The sequence below is a fragment of the Streptomyces apricus genome, assembly GCF_008369065.1.
GTDB lineage: Bacteria > Actinomycetota > Actinomycetes > Streptomycetales > Streptomycetaceae > Streptomyces > Streptomyces apricus.
This window is the reverse complement of the sequence record NZ_VDFC01000006.1, coordinates 14369-35650: the sequence shown is the minus strand read 5'-3', so window position 1 is coordinate 35650 and position 21282 is coordinate 14369. Positions and strand designations below refer to the sequence as shown.

The 21282-nt window shown below is 70.8% G+C and carries 16 protein-coding genes and 1 pseudogene; 8 read left to right on the top strand and 9 right to left on the bottom strand.

The features are described 5' to 3' along the window. Window positions 1–49: 49 nt before the first annotated feature. From FGF04_RS02600 to FGF04_RS02595, 3 genes and pseudogenes are all read right to left on the bottom strand, one after another. Window positions 50–2287: a WD40 repeat domain-containing protein gene (locus tag FGF04_RS02600; protein ID WP_235882145.1), complete on the bottom strand. Its 2238-nt coding sequence runs from the start codon at window positions 2285–2287 to the stop codon at window positions 50–52. A gap of 63 nt (window positions 2288–2350) precedes the next feature. Next, window positions 2351–2557, bottom strand: a pseudogene (locus FGF04_RS41975) (hypothetical protein); the annotation flags it as partial. An 85-nt stretch (window positions 2558–2642) separates the two neighbouring features. Further along, on the bottom strand, window positions 2643–2978 hold the full coding sequence (locus FGF04_RS02595; RefSeq protein ID WP_149509552.1) for an ArsR/SmtB family transcription factor: 336 nt from the start codon (window positions 2976–2978) through the stop codon (window positions 2643–2645). 169 nt (window positions 2979–3147) lie between these two features. On the opposite strand from FGF04_RS02595, the gene FGF04_RS02590 reads away from it, so the two are divergent. After that, complete coding sequence (locus tag FGF04_RS02590) at window positions 3148–4290, top strand: FAD-dependent monooxygenase (protein WP_149509551.1); 1143 nt, start codon at window positions 3148–3150, stop codon at window positions 4288–4290. Between the two features lie 384 nt (window positions 4291–4674). Here the strand turns inward: FGF04_RS02590 and FGF04_RS39875 are convergent, their stop codons facing one another. Together FGF04_RS39875 and FGF04_RS02580 are read right to left on the bottom strand one after the other, a co-directional pair. Then, window positions 4675–4908, bottom strand: coding sequence for a hypothetical protein (locus FGF04_RS39875; RefSeq protein ID WP_188113937.1), 234 nt, complete (start codon window positions 4906–4908; stop codon window positions 4675–4677). Window positions 4909–5330: 422 nt separating this feature from the next. Further along, window positions 5331–6074 (bottom strand): SDR family oxidoreductase, encoded by a 744-nt coding sequence (locus FGF04_RS02580; RefSeq protein WP_149509549.1) that lies wholly within the window; start codon window positions 6072–6074, stop codon window positions 5331–5333. 135 nt (window positions 6075–6209) lie between these two features. Here FGF04_RS02580 and FGF04_RS02575 point away from each other — a divergent pair, with 135 nt between their 5' ends. Then, entirely contained in the window at window positions 6210–7136 is a 927-nt protein-coding gene (locus FGF04_RS02575; protein WP_149509548.1) for a LysR family transcriptional regulator, read from the top strand. Between the two features lie 90 nt (window positions 7137–7226). On the opposite strand, the gene FGF04_RS02570 is transcribed toward FGF04_RS02575, so the two are convergent. Both FGF04_RS02570 and FGF04_RS02565 read right to left on the bottom strand, forming a co-directional pair. Then, window positions 7227–8237 (bottom strand): aldo/keto reductase, encoded by a 1011-nt coding sequence (locus FGF04_RS02570; protein ID WP_149509547.1) that lies wholly within the window; start codon window positions 8235–8237, stop codon window positions 7227–7229. Between the two features lie 276 nt (window positions 8238–8513). Then, entirely contained in the window at window positions 8514–11033 is a 2520-nt protein-coding gene (locus FGF04_RS02565) for an ATP-binding protein (protein ID WP_188113936.1), read from the bottom strand. A gap of 756 nt (window positions 11034–11789) precedes the next feature. Here FGF04_RS02565 and FGF04_RS02560 point away from each other — a divergent pair. Then, window positions 11790–12422, top strand: a complete 633-nt coding sequence (locus FGF04_RS02560) for a hypothetical protein (RefSeq protein WP_149509545.1) — start codon at window positions 11790–11792, stop codon at window positions 12420–12422. 50 nt (window positions 12423–12472) lie between these two features. Here FGF04_RS02560 and FGF04_RS02555 read toward each other — a convergent pair whose 3' ends face one another. After that, entirely contained in the window at window positions 12473–14548 is a 2076-nt protein-coding gene (locus tag FGF04_RS02555) for a glycoside hydrolase family 36 protein (RefSeq protein ID WP_149509544.1), read from the bottom strand. 394 nt (window positions 14549–14942) lie between these two features. Here FGF04_RS02555 and FGF04_RS02550 point away from each other — a divergent pair, with 394 nt between their 5' ends. From FGF04_RS02550 to FGF04_RS02525, 5 genes are all read left to right on the top strand, one after another. Then, a complete protein-coding gene (locus FGF04_RS02550) occupies window positions 14943–15731 on the top strand; it encodes a GntR family transcriptional regulator (RefSeq protein ID WP_223146334.1) in 789 nt (262 codons plus the stop codon). Between the two features lie 371 nt (window positions 15732–16102). Beyond that, window positions 16103–17290, top strand: coding sequence for an SIS domain-containing protein (locus FGF04_RS02540; protein WP_149509543.1), 1188 nt, complete (start codon window positions 16103–16105; stop codon window positions 17288–17290). 49 nt (window positions 17291–17339) lie between these two features. Further along, a complete protein-coding gene (locus FGF04_RS02535) occupies window positions 17340–18332 on the top strand; it encodes an N-acetylglucosamine kinase (protein ID WP_149509542.1) in 993 nt (330 codons plus the stop codon). Further along, window positions 18329–19279, top strand: coding sequence for a DMT family transporter (locus FGF04_RS02530; RefSeq protein WP_149509541.1), 951 nt, complete (start codon window positions 18329–18331; stop codon window positions 19277–19279). Before FGF04_RS02535 ends, FGF04_RS02530 begins: the two co-directional genes overlap by 4 nt. Before the next feature lie 96 nt (window positions 19280–19375). Beyond that, window positions 19376–20227, top strand: coding sequence for a class II fructose-bisphosphate aldolase (locus FGF04_RS02525; protein WP_149509540.1), 852 nt, complete (start codon window positions 19376–19378; stop codon window positions 20225–20227). A 57-nt stretch (window positions 20228–20284) separates the two neighbouring features. Here FGF04_RS02525 and FGF04_RS02520 read toward each other — a convergent pair whose 3' ends face one another. After that, window positions 20285–21118, bottom strand: coding sequence for a helix-turn-helix transcriptional regulator (locus tag FGF04_RS02520; protein ID WP_188113935.1), 834 nt, complete (start codon window positions 21116–21118; stop codon window positions 20285–20287). Between the last annotated feature and the right edge of the window lie 164 nt (window positions 21119–21282).

Genomic DNA, 21282 nt, shown 5'->3' with positions numbered 1-21282 from the left:
CCTGCCGCCCGGCGAAGACCGTTGCTGCCCCGGCGAGGTCCCTGGCTTGTCAGGATGCCCTCGACAGCACCCCGACCTCGCAACCGAACCCCACCGCGAAGCGCCCGCCCGGCGCCGCTACGAGGGAGTGCACGGGGAACGGGAGCAGGTGGTCGGTACCGGCTGGGGACCCTGCGATGAGATCGCGGAACCGCACGGTGCGGTCATCGCCGAAGGCCGCGACGAGCCGTCCGTCGGCCGTCGCCGAGACCGCCAGCGTGTTGCCGGAGCCTGACTCGGCGGCCTGGACGGCGTAAATCTCCTGGCCTGCGGACAGGTTCCACAGGCGTATCGTCCGGTCCCGGCTCCTGCTGACGGCGAGGGGGACTCCGTCCAGGGTGGCGGTGGCCACGGCGGTCACCCAGTCGGTGTGGCCGGTCAGGGGTTCGCCGAGCTGCCGACCGGTGGCGATGTCCCACAGTCGCACCGTCTTGTCCCAGCTGCCCGTGACTGCCACGGGCCGTCCGTCGAGAACCGTGGTGGCGACGGCCGTGATACGGCTGGAGTGGCCGGTGAGAGGTGCGACCAGGGGCTGCCCGGTGGTGAGGTCCCAGACGCCCACGACGCGATCACTGCCCGCGGTGAGGAGGACGGGCAGACCGTCCAGGGCCGCCGAGGCCATGGCCAGGACTCTGCCGTGGCCGCTGAGGAACGGACGGTGGACGGTTCGGCCGGTGGCGAGTTCCACCATGTGCAGGGTGGCATCGGGAGCGGCCGTGACGACGACCGGAGCTGCGCCCACCACCGCAGTCGCCATGGCGGACACCTCTGCGCTCAGGGAGTCGGAAACCTGCGAGCCGGTGGTCAGGTCCCAGGTGCGCACGGCGTGGTCGGCGCCTGCACTGACGAGCACTGGGGCACCGTCAAGGACCGCTGTGGCGACCGCCAGGACGGACGCGGTGTGTCCGGTACGCAGCCGGCCGCCGTCTCCCCGGGCAGCGGTGAGGTCCCAGGTGCGGACCGTGTGGTCCTCCCCCGCGGTGACGGCGACGGCGCGTCCGTCCAGCGTGGTGATGGCGACGTCCCACACCTGTCCGGTGTGCCCGGTGAGGGGCTCACCCTCCTGTTCGCCGGTGGCGAGATCCCAGACCCGTACGGTGCGGTCGCGGGATGTCGTGACCGCCAGGGTGCGCGTCCCGACCGGGGTGCCGGCGACGGCCCATACCCGATCGGTGTGACCGGTCTGCACACCGCCTGCGGACGACGGGTCGGGCGTGTGCCGAAGCGTTACGGTGCCGTCCGGACCGGAGAGGAGGGAGAAGGGCGTGTCCCCCGGAACCAGGTTCCGGGAAGTGGCCTCCGCCCAGGTTTCCCCACTGCCCTCGGTGGCGAGCAGGCCGTTGGTACGGGCGGAGATCAGGCGTGCCAGGTCGACGAGGTCTCTCGGTTCGCCCTTGGTCAATTCCTTGCCCGCGGCTGCTTCCAAAGGAATGCTGCGCATGCTGTTGTGCATGTTCCGCGTACCGTCAGAGCCTGTGGGGTCCATGGGGCGCGTCGACAGGTCCCAGAAGCGCAGGGTGTGGTCCACCTCCATGCCCACGCCCACGCCCACGGCGAGCGCGACACGGCGCCCTTCCAGGATCAGTGTCGCGGACGGGTCGTCGGGAAAGACAACAGGGGTGAGGTCGCCGACGAGTTCTGGGGCGCCCTCGTAGTGGGAGTCGAGGACCACGACCCGGTCGTCGACGACCGTCAGGGCCGACACCGTGTCGACGGCCGCCAAGGCTGACAGCGCGTCACCGTACTCGGCGTCCGTCAGCAAGTCCCGCAGATCGGCTGCCAGCAGCACGTGGCGGTCCAGATCCCATACACGGCCCGGCCCGCCCTCCTCTTCGGTCACGGCGATGTGCCGTCCTTCGAGTGTCCACGGCCCCTGGGCTGGCAGGCACTCGCCGACCTCGCGGCCGGTGGCCAGGTCCCACACCTGCGCAGGGTGGTCCGGTGGGCACGTCACGACAACCTTGCGTCCGTCCAGCGTCCCCATGTCCACCATCCAGGGGAACACGCCGAGCCGACTGCCGGTCGCCCGGTCCCACACGCCCAGCGTCCGGTCCGCCTGAACGGCCAGCACCACATGCCGACCATCCAGGACCAATTGCGCGAGGACCAGGGCCAGTTCACCCGCAGAACGCCCCGTCTCCGGATCCCAGAGCCTCGCGGTCCCGTCGGTGTGGCACGTGAGCACCAGAGGCCGCCCGTCGACCACCACCGTGGCCAGGGCCACCAACTCGGGCGACAACGACGACATGGGATCGGGAGGAGCTGCCGTCAGCGTATGCAGCCGTTCGCCTGTCGCCAGGTCCCAGACGCACACCGTCGCGTCGCGGCTCGCGGAGACGACAACCGGACGCGCGTCGACGACCGCCGTCGTCACTGCGACTACGGGGGCTCCGTGACCGCTGAAGGTGCGGAGCAGCCGAGGATCGGACGCGGAACCGCACGTCCAGTCCGCCCGCCAAGAGGCAGGCAGATGCGAGGAATTCGCTTCCCGGGACGCCGGATCAGATCTTTCCGTCATGACCCCAAAGCTATGGGGCCGCACTGACAACGACTTGTGGAGTACGAAACGCTCAGCATGGTGTCGAGGGCGCGCCCGCCCGCGCTCAGCAAGATGCGGCGCCGCCCGTAGCCTGCGCTTCCAGGAGCGCGAGCAGCCCAGGGAACTTCTTCTCGACATCGGTGCGCCGCAGTCGGACGCCCTTGCGGTTGCCGTAGTCGATCTCGTCGATGAGGCCTGCCTCGCGCAGGACCCGGAAGTGGTGGGTCTGGGTCTGCTTCGAGATCGGCAGGTCGAACGAGTTGCAGCCCCGCTCGTTGTCGCCGCGGTCGGCGGCCAACTGCATCATCACCGAACGGCGGTGCTCGTCGGCGAGGGCGCGAAACACCGCACCCAGATCGAGCGCATCGGCCTGCGGACCGGCCAGGTTCTTCCCTGCCACGCGGCACCCTCCTTCAGGTACGACTTGAATCGTACCTGAAGGACATGCTCCACTGAGGTACGAAATTTTTCGTACCTGCCCTGACGGCGCCACCCCATGCCGCCGCGCCCCGATGTCCACCCGGCACTCGCCGGATGCCTGGTCATCGACACTCCGAAAGGTCGTCGTCATGAAGAAGCCCGAAGTGCTGATAGTCGGTGCCGGAATCGCAGGACCCGCACTCGCGTACTGGCTCTCCCGGAACGGCTACCGGCCGACGGCCGTCGAACACGCCCGGCAGCTGCGCTCCGGTGGCAGCGCGATCGTCGTGAAGGGGCCCGCCATCCCGGTCGCCGACCGCATGGGCATCCTTCCGCAGCTCCGCGCGCTCGCCACCCGCAATCGCTCCCTGACCCTGCTCGACCCCGACGGCAGGCGGATCCTGCACCTCCCGCTCACCTCGGACAAGGCGCCGACGGTCGAGGTGACCCGAGCCGACCTGTCCGAGGTGCTCCACCGGTCGGCGCGGACCGGGGCCGAGTTCCTGTTCGACGACACGGTCACCTCTCTCGACCAGGACGCAGGCGGGGTCGACGTCKCCTTCCGGCGGTCGGCGCCACGGCGCTTCGACCTGGTGGTCGGCGCCGACGGGATGCACTCCACCGTGCGGCGCCTGGTGTTCGGCCCCGAGCGGCAGTTCGCCGGCGACCTGGGCCTGTACGGCGCGACCGTGCCGCTGGAACCCGACGCCGTCGAGGACCCGAGCGAGATGACGATGCTGACCGTGCCGAACCGGATGCTGGTCGTCCACCCCTCGCGGACCACTCCGCTCGCGATCTTCACCTTCCGGGCCGAACGGTCGGCGCCCCACGACCGCAAGGACATCGCCCTTCACAAGCAGACCGTGGCCGACGCCTACGCCGACGTGCGGTGGCGGGCACCGGAACTCGTGGCGGCGTTCCTCGACCACCCGGCTCCCTTCTTCGACCCCCTGACGACCATCCGGGTGCCCTCGTGGTCCCGCGGGCGGGTCGTGCTGCTCGGGGACGCGGCGGCCGCGACGGCCCTGCTGGGTGACGGCTCCAGCATGGCGATGGCGGGCGCGTACGCCCTCGCGGAAGAGCTCGCCGCACGCCCCGGTGACCACATTCGCGCCTTCGCCGCCTACGAGGCGCGGCTCCGCCGTGAGGTAGGTCCGCGGCAGCGACGCGTCGGCCCGCTCTCCAGGCTCATGGTGCCCCGCACCCGGCCGGGCCTGGCGGTGCGCAACGCGGCTGCTCGCGCGGTCGGTCGCACGAACCGAATCCCTTCCCGCGAAGCCGCGAACCGGTAGACCACCGGGTCCGTGCCGGGCGGGCGGTCGGTCGGTCGGTCGATAGCGAAGGTGCACGGCTGTCACATACGGCGTTCAACGGAAACGCCGCTGAACCAGGGCGGTGAGTGGGCCGTTCAACGGCCGTACACAGCCGGCTCAGCGACGTCTCCCCCGGCTCCCCTGCGACGGCGGCCGAACTGGGCCGACCGGCAGAGCAGATGCGTACCCGGGCGAAGGTCCGGTAGGCCATCGGCGGCAGGGTCTCCTGGATCTCGGTCGGCTTCGGCTTCGCCATCCCGAGCTGCCAAGAGACCCTGCCTTCATGCCCGCGGCCGACAGCGGTCACCCGACCGAGACCCGCGTTCGACGCGCACTCCTCAAGCTCGGAACGACAACAGCCACTCAGATGGCCCGCAGGAGGTAACTGGTGCTGAGTCCGCTGGTGGAGCAGACGATGGTGCTTGAGGTCGCGGTGTAGGTGAAGCCCCGCGGGACGGTGCAGGCCCACAGGCCCGTCCTGGGCTGCACCACGTCGTAGAGCGGGGCAAAGCCGCTGGTGGAGCAGGTCGTGGTGTTCGTGACCGAGGTGTAGGTGTAGCCGGACGGAACCGTACAGGACAGGTAGGCGACGGACATGTCCGACGGAGGCGAAGCCGGTGCTTCAGCCGCCGTAGCCATTGCCTGGGCGGTGCCCGCGGCGCCGGCGACTCCGGCCATACCGACTTGGGGCACGAGCCCGCAGACCAGAGCGGTAACCGCCACCGTGGCCCCGCGCAGCCGGGTCATCTGTAACCTCATCCGTTCTCCCTCCCGATGGCCGTCTTCGTGGTGGACGGCGACCGGGGAAAGCCTCCTTCACGGCAGATGTTCATGTCTTCGTCGTTTCCGGTGAAAACCGCGTGCCACGGGTATGCCGTTTCACCGGAATTGACAAGAGGAGTCGGGTCGCGGTGGGGAGACCCGGTGGGAGGACAAAGACGCGCCGAGGCGCTGCGGCCGTGCCACGAGCCCGTGTGACGACGCCCGCCACCGCCACCGCCACCTCGCTCAGAGTCGCCTCAGAGTTGCGAAGCGCCCCCGTCCACGACCAGTTCCGCCCCGGTGGTGAAGGTGGCGTCGAACGCCAGGTACGCGACCGCCCTGGCGACCTCGATCGGCTCGCCGAACCGCGCCATGGGATTGTCCGCCATCATCTGCTTCTTGGTCTGCTTCGCTTCCTCCTCCGGCAGTGCCTTCTCCAGGATTCCGGTGTCGATGGGACCGGGACTCACCGCATTGACCCGGATCTTCCGCGGAAGCAACTCGCGGGCGAGCCCGCGGGTCATGGAGCGCAGGGCCGCTTTCGCGGCCGAGTAGGCGCTGATCATCGGAATTCCCAAAACGTTCGCGACCGAGGTGGTGAGTACCACGCCGCTTCCCTCCCGCAACAGTGGGACAAGCTTCTGCACGGCGAAGTAGGGCCCCTTGGCGTTGATTGCGAGCAGCTCGTCGTATGCCTGCGCGGTCATTTCCTCGAAGGGCGTGAAACGGGTGACGCCGGCGCTCACGAACAGTGCGTCGACCGTCCCGAACTCGGACTTCACGCGTTCGGCGAGAACGTCTAGGTCGGGCAGCGAGGCGATGTCACCACGGACGGCAACGGCATTCGGCCCGAGCCGCTCGCTGGCGGAGTCGAGTGCGGGCCGGCTGCGACCGCTGATCAGTATTCGGGCTCCGCCGTTCACCAGCATCTGGGCCGTCGTGAAACCGAAGCCGCTGCTGCCGCCCACGATCACGACATTCCTGCCGTCATAAACTCCCATGACCGCCCTCTACTTCCTATGCTTCCTGCGTTTCCCGAATTCCTTCATCCGATTCAAGAACAGTCAGCGGCGGCGGTCCAATGCCTGTTTCACACCCCGTCATACGGCAGGTGTATGACGACGTAGGCTTGCGGTGTGCGTGACATCCCTTCGCCCCCGGCGGGGCCGGACACCGGTCCGGACCTCGACCTCCGGCTGGTGCGGTACTTCACGGTCGTGGCGGAGCACTTGAACTTCGGCCGGGCCGCCACCGCGCTGCATCTCGCGCAGCCGTCGCTCAGCCGTCAGATCCAGCGCCTGGAGCAGCAGTTGGGGGTGCGACTGTTCGACCGCACCCCGCAGGGCAGCCGCCTCACCGAGGCGGGACAGGCGTTCCTGCCGCAGGCACGGACGCTGCTGGAGACCGCCCACCAGGCGGCGCTGACCGCGCGGGCCGCCGCGCCCGTACGGACGATCACCATCGGGTACGTCGAGGACCTGGTCATCACCCCGGCGGCGCGGGAACTGCGTCGCCGCTGGCCCGACGCCCAGGTCCGTACCCGCCATCTGAGCTGGCAGGACACCCACGCCCTGCCGGAGCGCCGGGTGGACGCGCTGGTCGCCCGGCTGCCGTTGCCGTTGCGGGCCGGCCAGTTGCGGGTGAGCGTCCTCTACGAGGAGCCGCGGGTGCTCGTCATGGCGGCTTCCCACCGCCTGGCGGGCAGGGAGTCCCTCACCCTCGGCGACCTCGGCGACGAGAAGTTCGTCGAATGCACCGCCACGGCGGCCGCCTGGAGCGTGCCCCGGACCGCCGAGTCGTGTCCGGGTGGGTGGCCGGTGCCGTCCGCGCCCGGCGTCGAGGACACCTTCGAGGACAAGATGGAACTCGTGGCAGGCGGCCACTCGTTCGCGATCCTGCCGGCCGGCGACCGGCGCGGCACGCTCCGCCCGGACATCACCGCCGTTCCCATCGAGGGGACCGACCCCTACCAGGTCGTGGTCGCCACCCGCGCCGACGACCACAACCCGCTGGCTGCCGCCTTCCACCAGGTCGCCCGGACCCACCTCACCGGCCGCGGCTGAGCGGGCATGCGCGTCACGTATGGCAGAGGGTGATGTAGCAGTCCTTGGCCCAGCGTTCGTACTTGTCGAAGGTCCGGCCGGTAGCGCGGACTACCGGGAGCCCGCCGCGGGGCGCGACTTGTAGAAGGACTCCTCCAAGTAAGCGGTCTCGTGCGGCTGGTAGGGCTCTTCCAGGTAGGCGGCCTCGTCGTCGTCGAGTTCGATGTCCACCGCGGCGACCGCCTCGGCCAGTTGGGCAGGCTTGGTGACCCCGACGACGGGCGAGGTCACCGCCGGGTTGCGCATGACCCAGGCCAGGGCGACCTGGGCCGGGGACAGACCCCGCTTGCCCGCGATCTCGTGGACGCGCTCGGCCACCGCCTGGTCCCCGTCGCGGTACAGGATCTTGCCGCCCGGGTCTGTCGCGGCACGCGCCGTGGCGGTGTCCTGGATCCGCGTCAGCCTGCCCCGCGCCAACGGGCTCCACGGGATCACGCCGACACCCTGGTCGGCGCAGAGCGGAATCATCTCCCGCTCCGCTTCCCGGTGGATGAGGTTGTAGTGGTCCTGCATCGACACGAACCGGGTCCAGCCGTTCAGGTCGGCCAGGTACAGGGCCTTGGCGAACTGCCAGGCGTACATGGAGGAGGCTCCGATGTAGCGGACCTTCCCGGACCTGACCGCGTCGTGCAGCGCCTCTAGGGTTTCCTCGATCGGGGTGTCGTAGTCCCAGCGGTGGATCTGGTACAGGTCGATGTAGTCGGTCCCCAGCCGCTTCAGGGAGGCGTCGAGCTCGGCGAAGATCGCCTTGCGGGACAACCCGGCGCCGTTCGGACCGGGGCGCATCCGCATCCAGACCTTGGTGGCAAGAACGACTTCCTCGCGCCGGGCGAAGTCCCTGACCGCCTGGCCGACGATCTCCTCGCTGCTTCCGGCGCTGTACCCGTTGGCCGTGTCGAGGAAGGTGACACCGCTCTCAAGGGCCTGCTTGATGATGTCCCGACTGGCGTCCGCGCCCAGCGACCAGGGCTCGCCGCCCCGGTCCGGCTCGCCGAAACTCATACAGCCCAGGGTGATGGCGGAGACTTCCAGTCCGGTCGTCCCGAGTTTGATGTATCGCATGCCTCCGAACCTAGGAATTGGAGCGCGCTCCAACGCAAATTCGGAGGCGTGAGGCCTGCGCGCCCTGTCAGGTCTCGACCGTCTCGGCCTGACGTACCGGCTGGGGCTGGGACTGCGCCCGTGCGACGCGAGCAGGCGTTGCGCGTCGGCGAACACCCTGCCACCGTCCAGTCCCGGGATCCGCAGCACACGGAACCCTGCATCGTCCAGGCTGCGGGCGGTGTGTCCGATGGGGAGGTTCGCAGGGATGCAGGGCACGTCAGGGTCGGACGCGGCCTAGCGGTCGATGGGATCGGCTGTGGTGGCGTGGAGGTCGTCGGGGACAGGGACGCCGGTGTCGGTGAGCAGGGACACGGCCCGGTCCCGGGCATGCGGGGCGGCAGGGTCGTCGAGAGCGTGCAGGGCCCGGCTGCACACGGCCAGGGCGCGGGCCTCGCCCAGGCGGTGGCCGGTGCGGCCCTGGATCCTCAGTGCGTCGTGGGCGTGGGCGAGCGCCACGTGGTACTCGCCCTCGGCGGCAGCGATCTCCGCGAGTTCTGTCAGGGCCTGTCCTTCCACGACCCGGAATCCGCTGCGCCGGGCCAGGTCGAGCGCCTGGCCGGCATGTGAACGCGCCTCGCTGCGGTGGTGTAGTCCGCGCTGGAGGGCGGCGAATCCGAGAAGGGTGTCGGCCTGGACACGGGGGTATCCCGACCGCTGGGCCAGCAGCAGCGCCTGGCGCTGGAGGTGGGCCGCCCGCCGGTCCTGCCCCAGTCCGTGGTGGGCGCCTGCGAGCACGTTCAGGATGGTGGCCCGGACGGAGAGCCGTCCGGTGTCCTCGACGAGCGCGTGGGCGCGTTCCCCGAGTTCCAGCGCGATGCGGTGGTGGCCGAGGTCTCGGTGGATCATGGCGATGGTCGCCAGGGTCATGGCGTGGCCCACCCGGGATCCGGCCGGTGCCTCCGCGGTCAGCACTTGTTCGAGGTCTTCCAGACCTTCCCGCAGCATGCCCATCTCCCACCGGACCACGCCGAGGGCCTGACGCGGCAGGGTGGGGGGCTCGCGGCGCCATTCGAACCGCGGGTTCATGCGCAGCGCCAGCTCCAGCAGGTCGGCCGCCTCCGCCAACCTGCCCATGTCCCGGTAGACCTTGCCGATGGCGGCCAGGACGGTCGACTCGGCGGGAGTGTCGCCGTGCGTACGGGTGATGCCCAGCATGACGGTGTAGTGCCGCAGCGCCTCGTCCAGGTGCCCGGTGCTCCAGCTCGCCAGGCCCAGGCCGCCGTGCGCCCAGCCCTGGCCGATCGGCCAGTCGGCTCGTCCGCTCAGTTCCAGCGAGCGCGCATAGTGGTCCTGTGCGTCCTGGTAGCGGGCCATGTCCCAGGTCGCCAGGCCGAGCGCCACGTGCATGGCGGCTTGGCCGCGCAGGTCGCCTTCCGCGGCAGCGGCGTCCAGGGCGGTCCGCGCGGTGGTCCACCACACGGACCGGGGCAGGCAGAACCAGAAGTACCGGTACATCGCGTCGGTCAGGTGCCAGGAGATCGCGCGGGAGCCGTGGCGTGCGGCGTGGTCGACGGCGGCGAGCAGGTTCGCGCGCTCGCCTGCGAGCCGCTCCAGGGCCTGCGGTCCTTCTGCCGTGGCCTGCGGCCCTTCTGCCGTGGCCCGTGCCCCTTCTCCCGTGGCCCGCGGCCCTTCTGCCGTCGGGTCGGGCCGCGTCGGTCCGTCCGTGGGCACGGTGTGCGCTGTCTGTGCGTCCGGAGCCGGCTCGGCCGGTGCTTCGGCCGGGCTGCCGAGTTCCGGCGGTACCTCCGGGAACAGCCACGGCCCGGCGGCGGCCCGGACCGTGCGCAGGTACCACCCGGCCAGGCGCTGGAACGCTTCCGTGCGCTCCGTCGGCGTCTCCTCCTCCCCGGCCCGTTCCCGGGCGTACTCGCGCAGCAGGTCGTGGAAGCGATAGCGGCCGGTGCGGTGGTTCTCGACCAGGTGCGCGGCGGCCAGGGTCTCCAGCAGCAGCCGGGCCCGCGGCTGCGCCACCGCCAGCAGCGCGGCCGCGGCCGGGACGGTGAAGTCGGGGCCGGGTACCACGCTCAGCCGGCGGAACAGCTGCCGCGCCCCGTCGTCCAACGCCTGGTAGGACAGGGCGAACGCGGAGCGCAGGGCACAGGAGGGGTCGTCGTCGAGTTCCAGGGCGGCCAGGCGTRCCCCCACCGCCAGTTCCGCCACGAGGTCGGCGATGCGGCGGCCGGGACCGAGCTGGAGGTGGGCCGCGGCCACCCGCAGGGCCAACGGTAAGAAACCGGACAGCCGGACCAGTTCCGAGGCCGCGTCGGGCTCGGCGGCGGTCCGTTCCCGGCCGAGGAGCGCCTCCAGCAGCGTACGGGCTTCGCCGGGATCGAGGACGTCCAGGACCAACGGGACCGCCCCGTCGCGCGCGATGAGGCCGCCCAGACGGTTCCGGCTGGTGACGAGGGTGTGACAGGACGGGCTACCGGGCAGCAGGGGACGGACCTGGTCGGCGGAGGCGGCGTTGTCCAGCACCAGCAGCAGCCGTCGGTCGGCCAGGCGGGAACGGTAGGTGCGTGTCAGCTCGTCGAGGTCCGCGGGGATGTCGGCGGGCGCGACGCCGAGGCTGCGCAGCATGTGGCCCAGCGCGGTCTGCGGGGGCACCGGTGCGTGGTCGTGGTCGAAGCCGCGCAGGTTCACGTACAGCTGGCCGTCGGGGAAGTGCCCCCGCACCCGGTGCGCCCAGTGCAGGGCCAGGGCGGTCTTGCCGACGCCGGCGCCGCCGCCGATCGCGGCGATCACCACAGCAGACACGGCGGGCGCGGCCGGCGCGGCGGGTGCGTGACCCTCCGTCGGCAGAAGGGCACCCGGCCGCAGAAAGGCGTCCAGCGCCGCGAGTTCGGCGGTCCTGCCGCTGAAGCCGACGACGGCGTGCGGCAGTTCGGCGGGGACGTCTGCAGGGACATCTCCGCCGTCCGCCCGTGGGCGTGGGCGTACCGCTGGAATCCGTCGAGCAGCCCTCGCACCACGTCCCAGTCGGGCAACCGCCGGACGTCGCCGCTGAGGATCGCACCCACCTGGCTCTTTCCCAACCCCACCTGGGCACCGAGCACACGCAGACTCGGTCCGCCCGCCTGGCTCCACAACAGGCGCAGGTCGTGGCACAACTCCTCCAGGAGCATGCCGGGCGTGTCCGTCTCCGTCACGCCACACCCCTCTTCCACGGTGTAGTCCTCACCCGGGTCGAGCTGCCGATGAGCATGGCACAGAGCATGCGCCGGAACAGGCCGGCAACGAGGGAAACGAACACGTCGAATCTCGCGCTCCACCCTGGTGCCTGCCGCCCCGCAGAGCCCTCTGTCCCCGCGTCCGCAGGTGTCCGGACGTCCGGTGGTGTCCGGTGGTGTCCGGTGAGCAGGACGCCGTCGTCCCCGCGGCCAGCGCAGGTCCGTCGCCCGTCCGTCGTCCGTCCGTCGCTGTCCGGTCCCAGCGGCTTCCGGCCGCTGCCTCCCCGACGATCAGCCCGACTCCGCTGCGCGTCCCCGCTGTTCCGCTCTGCGACGAGGAGGCATGATGACCGATCACCCCGCGCGGCCCAGAGGTGGCTCGCGCCGCTCGATGCGCCGGAGGTCCCGGATCGCGGCCGGGGTGGTACTGGCCGCCCTGATGTCGACACCGGCCATGGGCACGGCGGCGGCGCGGGCCGCCGACACGAGCTGCCCGTCGGGGCTGAACTGGGTCCACCACAGCTGGCCCGAATGGGGGTTGAGCTACTGGGCGGCCGAAGAGTACGTGGTGAACTCGTCGCAGCCCACCTTCCTGGTCGCCGAGGAGCGCTCGGTCAGCAACAACACGGACACCGTGGCCACGGCCACCTTCACGTCCTCGGTGTCGAGGACTTACAGCCTGACCGTCACGGTCGGCGTCTCCCTCACCCTGTTCGAGAAGTTGACCACCAGCGTCAGCGCGAGCATCACGACGAGCACGACGACCACGACCGGTGTCTCGGCCGGCGCGTCCGTTCCCGCACACGGCCGGGTCGTCGGCCAGTACGGCGTCGAGGCGTACAACGTGAACTACTCCGTCAACACCTACGAGTCCTACAGCTCGACTCCTGGCGAAAACTGCTCCCGCACGAGTTCGTCCCAGGGCACGACCGTCGCGCCGACGGTGTACACGGGCTGGCGGGTACTGCCCGGCTGACCATCTCCGCCCGCCGGACGGCCGGTCAGCCGACGCTGCCCGACGGCCGGTCAGCCGACGGGCTCGGCCACGACGAGCTGGAACCTCTCGAAGGACAGCTTCACGGTGTTGTGCCGGGCAGTGGCGGTTCCGAGCGACCTGCCGGTGAACGGGTCGGTCAGGCGGTACCGCGTGCGGCCCAGACCGCGCAGCTCGACCGTCCCGTCCCACCGGTCGGCGTAGAAGGCGTAGTGCAGGGTCCGCTTCTTGGCCACGACATGTGCCTCGGGCCTGTCGAAGCCGATGTCGTACAGCTCACCGCGGTACTCGCCGGTGGGCAGCATGTTCTCCTCGTACAGCGAGACCCACTTGCGCCAGAGGACCTCCTTCTCCGGGGTGAGGTCGGTCGCCGTGTCCGGGGCCCCGGTCCCGGGGAGGGTGAACTTGGTCGACAGGACGGCTCCGACCCCGTAGGAGGACGCGAAGTCGTCGCCGCCGTCGCTCAGTTCGACGTGGTCGCCGGCGTAGCTGCTGCCCGCGCCCATCAGCGCCTTCATCGACTTGCCCTTGGTGCGGACCTGGTAGGAGGACTCCGGGTCCGAGCCGGGGTACTGGTCGACGTGGGGCAGGTTGTGGAAGGCGAAGGCGGTGCCGCAGGGGCAGAGTTCGACGAGGGCGTCGGGGTTCACCGCGTGCACGGCTTCGTGGATCGCCTTCCAGAACCGGGCCACGCCCTCGGTGGACTCCTCGGGACGGGCGTGCCGGTGCGCGGGGTTGTAGCAGGGCGCGACGCTGTTGAGGTGCTGGCCGTCGATCTTGAGTCCCTCGTAGCCCCAGTCGCCGATGAACCTCTTCGCCTGCTCGACGAAGTAGTCCACGGTCGGCCGGTAGGCCGGGCAGAGCGTGTAGGCGTCCCACCAGGTGACGTCCTGCTTGTTGCCGTCGCGGTCCAGCAACAGCATGTCGGAGCGGTCCCGGATCAGGTTGCTGTCGGGGTCCGCCGCGAGCGGGGCCCACCACAGGCGCGGTCGCAGCCCGGCGTCCCGTATCTCCTTGGTGAAGGCCCGCATGTCGGCTTCGCCGCGCGGGAACTTCGCCGTGTCGATGTCCCAGTCGCCCTCATTGGTCTGCCAGCCGTCGTCGAGCGCGGCCCAGCGCAGGCCGACGTCGTGCGCCTTCGGCAGCGTTGCGGTGATCTGCTCGGTGGCGAAGTTTCGCTCGTAGCCCCAGGCGCACCAGATGGGCTCGAAGGCCGAGGCTGGGGCCTTGGGGGCGCGTTGGCCGATGTCGCTCATGTAGTCGCGGTACCGCTGGAGCGGCACGAAGTGGTCGCCCGGCAGGGCGGTCAGGAACGTGGTGCTGGTGCTGAACCGACGGCCCGGCTTCAGGGTGCGGGCGGTGTCGTCCTGGACGGCGATGCTCGCTCCGGCGGCCGTCTTGCGGACCGGCATGCGCAGGATCGTCGCCACGGGCTCGACGTGTCCGACGGAAAGGCCCGCGCCGCGGCGCCAGACGGTCGCCAGCGGGGTGCCGCCGCCGTAGTCGGAGGAGTCCATCCCCAGCGAGTTCTCCTGGACGTAGCCGTCCTTCACCCGCCTCACCCAGTCGCGGCGGTCCGTGTGCGTGGTGCCGGAGAAGGTGTAGAAACCGCCGGGTGTCTCAAGGAGTTCGTGGGCCGCGTTGCGCCACCCGGTGACCTTCAGCGCGGTGGAGGACCTGTTGGTGTAGGTCACCTTCATCACGATCATGCCGGCCAGACGCTCGAAGGAGGTCAGCTCGACCGTCTTGTGCACGCCTTCCTCGGACATGCCCTCGATCGTCACCTGGACGCCTGCACCGTGGCGGGTGTGCCGGGTGCTGCGGGTCCGGTGCCCGCGGTAGGCGAACGTCTCGATGGTCCTGTCCCCCACCAGCAGGGCTTCGCCGGCGTCGAAGCGCGTGAGGTCGACGCCCTTCAGCGCCACGCGGCTGCGCAACCGGTCGTCGAACTCCAGGGTGATGGAGGTGTCGCCGACCCCGACGAGGTCAGGACCCGGGTCCGTTACGGCGGCCGCGGGTGAGGCGCCCATGGCCACGGCGGGGACGGCGGCCAGGCCGGCACCTCCCAGCGCCACCTTCAGTACGCTTCGCCGGTTCATGTCCGTCATGTCGAACTCTCTTTCGGTCGTGCGTGCCCGCCTGGGGCAGCCGCCTCTGGTCCGTCGTTGTGGATCGTCCGGGTCGAGCAGCGTGCTCACGACGAAGCGACCGCCCGCGGGGCTGGTCGACTCCTGGTCCGCCACCGGTTCTCGCAGCGGGTCGCCTCCGGCGGCAGTGCGCGGCCGTCCTCGGTGAGCTGCGCCGACGCCGCCTCGCCCACCGGACGGCGCCCGTAACGCCCGGAAAGCCCGGAACGCGACGAAACGGAAGGTCGCTCGGGGGCGACTTCCTCATCACCGGGCGGTCTGCATCGAGAACGTAAGTGGTATGCGAGTGGCATGTCAACGGGTGGGCCGTCCGGAGGCCGATTCGCGCCTTCCCCCGGATTGGTATGTTTCTGGTATGAGCGATGCGAGAACGCCGATGCCCAGGGGCCTGTTCGGGGACGACGTCCTTCCGTTGTACGAGCGCACGGCCGCGCAGCTGCTCGACGACCTGCGCGCCGCCTCCGCCCGCCCCGGTGACCGGCTGCCCTCCGAGCGGGCCCTGGTCGAGCGGTACGCCGTGTCGCGTGTGACGCTGCGGGCGGCCCTCGCGCAGCTGCAGGCGCGGGGCGTCGTGCGGCCGTCGTCGTCGCGCGGGTGGTTCGTCGCCGAGCTCGGCCTGCTCCCCGAGGCGACCGTGACGTCCGCGTCGGCGGCCCCGCAGGTCCAGGGGTTCGCCGATTACGCCCAGGCCAACGGCCTGACGACGGCCGGCAAGGTGCTCTCCTCCACCGTCCGCCCGGCCACGGTGTACGAGGCCGAGCAGCTCAGGATCGCTCCGGGCGCCGACCTCTTCGACCTCCACCGGCTGCGTTTCCTGGACGGCCTGCTGGTCGTGCTCGAACACAACCGGCTCCCCCTGGCGGCCTGCCCGGCCCTGGCCGAAACCGACTTCACCACGGCCTCGCTCTACGCCACCCTGCGCGCCGCCGACCCGCCGCAGCTGCCCCGCATCGCCGACTACTCGGTCGAGGCCCGCCACCCGACGCCACGGGAGATCGAGCTGTTCGAGATCGGCGAGACCATGCCGATGCTGGTCGCGACCCAGCTGACGTCGAACCAGGACGCACGCCCGATCGAACTGACCGTCCAGGTCTACCGGGGGGACCGCTACCGGTTCCGGGCCTCCATCACCAACCAGACCTGAAGGTTCACCGACCGGACCTGAAGGTTCACTGACCAGACCTGAACCCCACCGGCCGGTTTTGAACGACCGCCGCGAATCAGTCGCCGGTCATTCAATACCAGATGCATACCGGAATAAGACTATTGACGGCCCTAATCGAGACCAGCTACTGTCCGAAACAAGCCGCAGGTCAGGGCAGCACATGGTCTTGAGATGCGCGTCGAGCGAGGGGTTGGCCCTGTGCCGCCGCTCAGCGCACGTCTTCCGCCCCAGTACGTCCGTGTCCGTCACGGCGGGCTCGCCGCCCGGCCGCGCGACCTGGCCGTGGACCATGTCCGCGATGTTCCGCGCGACTACGGCCACGCCTCCCACCCGCACCAGAAGGAGCACGTGTGACCACGCCCTTCGGCACGCCGTCCCCGGACGACGGCGCCGCCCACACCGTCCGCGAGATCGCCCAGCAGCCCGCGCTGTGGCGCGAGGTCGACAAGATCGTCGCGGCCTCCCGGGACGCGCTGGACACGTTCCTGCATCCGCTCCTCGCCCGCGGCGACCTGCGCGTGGTGCTCACCGGCGCCGGCACCTCCGCCTTCGCCGGCCAGGTGCTCCAGCCCGCTCTGGCCCGGCGGCTGGGACGGCGCGTCGACGCGGTCCCCACCACGGACCTCGTCGCCGACCCCCGCGGTTGCCTCGCCGAGGACGTGCCCACGCTGCTGGTCTCCTTCGCCCGGTCGGGTGACAGTCCCGAGTCCGTGGCCGCCACCGCCCTGGCCGACCAGGTCCTCTCCGAGGTGCACCACCTCGTGATCACCTGCAACGAGCAGGGCCACCTGGCGCGCGAACACGCGAAGCTGCCGACGTCGCACGTGCTGCTGATGCCGGCCGAGTCCAACGACCGCGGCTTCGCCATGACGTCGAGCTTCACCTGCATGACGCTCGCGGCGCTGCTCGCCCTGGGCCGCAGCGCCTACGACGGCGTCGCCGAACGCCTGGCCCGGGCAGCCGAGTCGATCATCGAGAGCAGCGCTGTCGACCGCACCGTCGGCGCCCTTCTGGAGAGCGCGCCCAAGCGGATCGTCTTCCTCGGCAGCGGCCCGCTCAAGGGCCTCGCCGAGGAGTCGGCGCTGAAGGTGCTGGAGCTCACCGGTGGGACGCTCATGGCCGTCGCGGAGTCCTCGCTGGGGTTCCGGCACGGTCCCAAGGCGGTGCTCAACGACCGCTCGGTCGCGGTGGTGTACATGTCGAACGACCCGTACACCCGCAAGTACGACCAGGACATCCACGCGGAGCTGTGCGGAAACCTGCCCGCCGGCAGCGTCGTCGCGGTCTCCGCGGACGCAGCGGACTCTGCGGACTCCGGCGCGCGAACGCAGGGCACCGACGCTGGCGCCGGCGCCTGGCCGCTGCCGGGCCTCGACGGCGTCGAGGACGTCGCCCTGGCGCTGTCCGCCGTGGTGTACGCCCAGCTCATCGCCCTGCGCGCCTCCCTGGCCCGCGGTCTGCGGCCCGACAACCCGTTCCCCTCGGGTGAGATCAACCGCGTGGTGCAGGGCGTGACCCTGCACTCCTTGCACCACTGAGCGAAGGCATCGACGGCGCGGATCGGGGGCGCCGGACGGAGGTACAACGATGTTCCTAGGTGTCGACGGCGGCGGTACGAAGACCGCCTTCTGCATGGTCGACCGGTCCGGACGAGTCGTGGCGCGAGCGCAGGCGGCGAGTTCTTACTACTTCTCCCACGGCATCGAGCTGGTCGAACGGGTGCTGAAGGAAGGCGTCGAAGCTGTCTGCGCGGCGGCGGGGCTGGCCCCCGCCGACATCGAGTACGCCTTCTTCGGCCTGCCCGGCTACGGGGAGGCGGCCCGCGACCTGCCCGTCCTGGACGCGGCCCCGCGAGCGGTGCTCGGGCACGACCGCTACGGCTGCGACAACGACATGGTCTGCGGCTGGGCGGGTTCGCTGGGCGCGGTCGACGGCATCAACGTCATCAGCGGCACCGGCTCGATGACCTACGGCGAGCGGCTGGGCCGGGGCGTGCGCATCGGTGGCTGGAGCGAGTTGTTCGGCGACGAGGGATCGGCGTACTGGATCGCGATCCGGGGCCTCAACGCCTTCTCGCGGATGGGCGACGGGCGGCTCCCCGAGGGCCCCCTGGCCGAGGTGTTCCGGCGCCATCTGCAGCTCGCGTCCGACCTCGACGTGATCGACGTCGTCCATAACCGGTGGCAGGGCGACCGGAGCCGGATCGCCGCGCTCAGCCGCCCGGTGGCCGAGGCCGCCGCTCTGGGCGACGCGGTCGCCACGGAGATCCTCACCGACGCGGGCCGGGAACTCGCCCTGCTCGTCGACGTCACCCGCGAGCGGCTGGGGTTCGGCCCGGACGAGACCGTACCGGTCTCGTACTCCGGCGGCACCTTCGGCGCCCGCCTGGTCCTGGAGGCGTTCACCTCCGGACTGAAAGATCGTTCCGCCCGCTACGAACTGCGACGCCCTCTCTACGAGCCCGTCGTAGGCGCTGCTCTGTACGCGGCGAAACTCGCTGGAACCTCGCTCGACCGGCCCGCGCTCGACGCGCTGCGCCTGGCCTCCCGGACCCCCGCCTCAGGAGAGGACGACCGATGAACAGAGGTACGAAGAGCTGGATCGTGTACGCGTCGCTGCTGGTCCTGTTCTGGGGGGTGTGGGGCGCCTTCTCCAGCGAGCCGAACAGCAGGTACGGCTATCCCAACGAGATGATCTACATCATCTGGGCCTTCACGATGCTCATCCCGGCGTACTTCGCGATGCGCGGCCACACGTTCGATCGCCGGCCGGTCGCCGCGGGCTACGGACTGGTTGCGGGACTGACCGGCGCCGGCGGACAGCTGCTGCTGTTCTACGCGCTCTCCAACGGACCGGCGTACCTGATCTTCCCCGTGGTCTCGCTCTCCCCGGTGGTCACTGTCGTCATGGCGATGGCGCTGCTGCGCGAGCGGATCAACCGGCTCGCCCTCATAGGTGTCGTCGCGGCGCTGGCGGCGATCGTGCTGTTCAGCATTCCCAGCAGCAAGGACGACTCGGACTCGAACGGCCCGTGGCTGCTGATGGCCGTCCTGATCTGCGTCGCCTGGGGCGTGCAGGCGTTCTGCATGCGCAAGGCGGCGGTGGTCGGGGTCAACGACGCGACGACCTTCGGCTGGATGACCATCAGCGGACTGCTGCTGGTGCCGGTGGCGTTCGTGATGATGGGCGATTTCCCCTCGGACGCCCCGTGGCAGGCGCCCGCGCTCACCGCGGTGACGCAGGTCCTCAACGCGGTCGGCGCGCTGTTCCTGGTCATGGCGCTCAGCCGGGGCAAGGCCACGGTGGTCGCCCCCGTCACCAACGCGCTGGCGCCGGTGCTGACCATCGTGCTGTCGCTGGCGGTCTACCAGAGGCTCCCCAACGTGTGGGGCACCCTCGGCATCGTGCTGGCCCTCGCGGGCTCCACCCTCATGGTCTACAGCGACGAGAAGAGCGGCGAGAGCGCCGTGGCCCCGGGGGCGGTGGACGACGGCGCGGACGTGCGTCCGGCCCCGCAGACGTCCTGATCGCCGGTACATCCGTACCGGCCGAACCATGGAGCGTTACGGGCCCGCACCGGCCCGTACCCACCGAACCGACATGAAAGCGAGGGGAACACCCTCATGCCCCTGGTTCCCACGCGCGAACTCGTCTCGAAGGCCGCCGCCGCAGGCCGGGCCGTCGCCGCGTTCAACGTGATCACGCTGGAGCACGCCGAGGCGATCACCGCCGGCGCGGCCGCGGCGGGCGCCCCGGGGGTGATCCTGCAGATCAGCGAGAACGCCGTACGGTTCCACGGCGGCCGGGTGGAGCCGATCGCGCGGGCGGCGGCCGAGGTCGGCAAGGCCTGTGACGTGGACGTCGCCCTGCACATGGACCATGTGACGGACATGCGGCTGCTGCGCACGGCGGCCGACGCGGGGTTCTCCTCCGCGATGTTCGACGCCGGGGCGCAGCCGTACGCGGAGAACCTCGCCGCCACCCGCGCCGCGGTCCGGTGGGCCCATGGTGAGGGCCTGTGGCTGGAGGCGGAACTCGGTTATGTGGGCGGCAAGCCCGACGCCCCGGCGAGCGCGCACGCGGCCGGGGTGCGCACCGATCCGCAGGAGGCGGCGCGCTATGTCGCGGACACCGGCGTGGACGCCCTGGCCGTGGCCGTCGGCAGCAGCCACGCGATGACCGAACGCTCCGCGACCCTGGACCACGCGCTCATCGGACGCCTGAGGGAGGCCGTGCCCGTACCTCTGGTGCTGCACGGTTCGTCGGGCGTCGGCGACGACGATCTGCGGCAAGCCGTTCGGGCGGGCATCGTGAAGATCAACATCGGTACCGCTCTCAACGTCGCGTTCACCGGCGCGGTCCGCGGGACGCTGGCGGAGCGCCCCGACCTGACCGATCCCCGCCCCTACGTCACCCAGGGCCGGGAGGCGATGGCGGAGACGGTCCGGGTCCTGCTCGGTGTGGTGGGTGGCTGAGCGGGGCCGGAACTCTCCGCGCACCCGACCTCGGCTTCGTCCTGCGCCTTCACCGTGTCACCGCCGGTTGCTCGTCATGGACATCTCCAGCAGCGCCGCGGCGGACGGCGACCCGGGGGTGGTCGTGTACACGAGCACTATCTCGTCCGGGTCGCTGGTCAGTTGGAGGCCTTCCCAGGAGAACTCCAGCCGTCGGTGGGGAGGGTGGCAGCGCAGGACGACGGTCGAGTGCATGGTCTCCAGGACGTGCTGTTCCGACCACAGGCGCCGGAAGTCCTCGCTGCGGTCCGCGAGTTCGTCGATCTCGCGCATGAGCTCCGGGTCCCGGGGCCTCTTGCCGGTCTCGGTCCGCAGGTACGACACCGCCTCGCGGGCCTTCGCCTCCCAGTCGACGTACAGCCACCGGGCGCGCGCATCCAGGAAGACGAGCCGGCCGACGGTGCGCTGTGCGGCGGGAATGCTGTCGAAGTCGGCGAAGACGACCGACGCCAGGTGGTTCCACGCGCGTATCGCGCCTCCCCGGCCCACGAGGTAGGCGGGAGTGCCGGCCATCGAGTCGATGATGTGCTGCACACTGGGCCGTACGCCGCGCGAACCCTGGCGGCCGGAGCCCGTGCCCGGCCTCGCCAGACTGCGCAGGTAGCGGCGCTCGCCCGGACTCAGCCGGAGCGCCTCGGCCACGGCGTCCAGCACGGCGTCGGACACCCGGGACGCCTGTCCGCGTTCGAGCCGTATGTAGTGCTCGACGCTGACAGCCGCGAGCGTGGCGACCTCCTCGCGGCGCAGTCCCCTCACCCGTCTGACTCCGTGGTCGGGTAACCCGACGTCCTGGGGGCGCAGTCGGGCCCGGCGGGAGACGAGGAAGTCGCGTAGGGCGTCGTAGGTGTCCATGCCGGGAATCTTGTCGCAGATCTCGGCGCCTGCCAGGGGGCGCGGACCTCGCTGCACGATCCCGCCAGGGCATGGCGTGATCTCCCTCGGGCATCCCGGTCGTCGCATCCTCGTACCGCACCCCCGTCACCGGGGGCACCCACCGCGCAGCCGGAAGGCTCGGC

Bases quoted from the DNA above. Each gene is read 5' to 3' on its own strand.
- FGF04_RS02555 (WP_149509544.1), bottom strand. From the start codon at position 14,548: ATGACGGACATGAACCGGCGAAGCGTACTGAAGGTGGCGCTGGGAGGT.
- FGF04_RS02570 (WP_149509547.1), bottom strand. From the start codon at position 8,237: ATGCGATACATCAAACTCGGGACGACCGGACTGGAAGTCTCCGCCATC.
- FGF04_RS02600 (WP_235882145.1), bottom strand. From the start codon at position 2,287: ATGTCGTCGTTGTCGCCCGAGTTGGTGGCCCTGGCCACGGTGGTGGTC.
- FGF04_RS02530 (WP_149509541.1), top strand. From the start codon at position 18,329: ATGAACAGAGGTACGAAGAGCTGGATCGTGTACGCGTCGCTGCTGGTC.
- FGF04_RS02525 (WP_149509540.1), top strand. From the start codon at position 19,376: ATGCCCCTGGTTCCCACGCGCGAACTCGTCTCGAAGGCCGCCGCCGCA.
- FGF04_RS39875 (WP_188113937.1), bottom strand. From the start codon at position 4,908: ATGTCCGTCGCCTACCTGTCCTGTACGGTTCCGTCCGGCTACACCTAC.
- FGF04_RS02550 (WP_223146334.1), top strand. From the start codon at position 14,943: ATGAGCGATGCGAGAACGCCGATGCCCAGGGGCCTGTTCGGGGACGAC.
- FGF04_RS02560 (WP_149509545.1), top strand. From the start codon at position 11,790: ATGATGACCGATCACCCCGCGCGGCCCAGAGGTGGCTCGCGCCGCTCG.
- FGF04_RS02520 (WP_188113935.1), bottom strand. From the start codon at position 21,118: ATGGACACCTACGACGCCCTACGCGACTTCCTCGTCTCCCGCCGGGCC.
- FGF04_RS02580 (WP_149509549.1), bottom strand. From the start codon at position 6,074: ATGGGAGTTTATGACGGCAGGAATGTCGTGATCGTGGGCGGCAGCAGC.
- FGF04_RS02535 (WP_149509542.1), top strand. From the start codon at position 17,340: ATGTTCCTAGGTGTCGACGGCGGCGGTACGAAGACCGCCTTCTGCATG.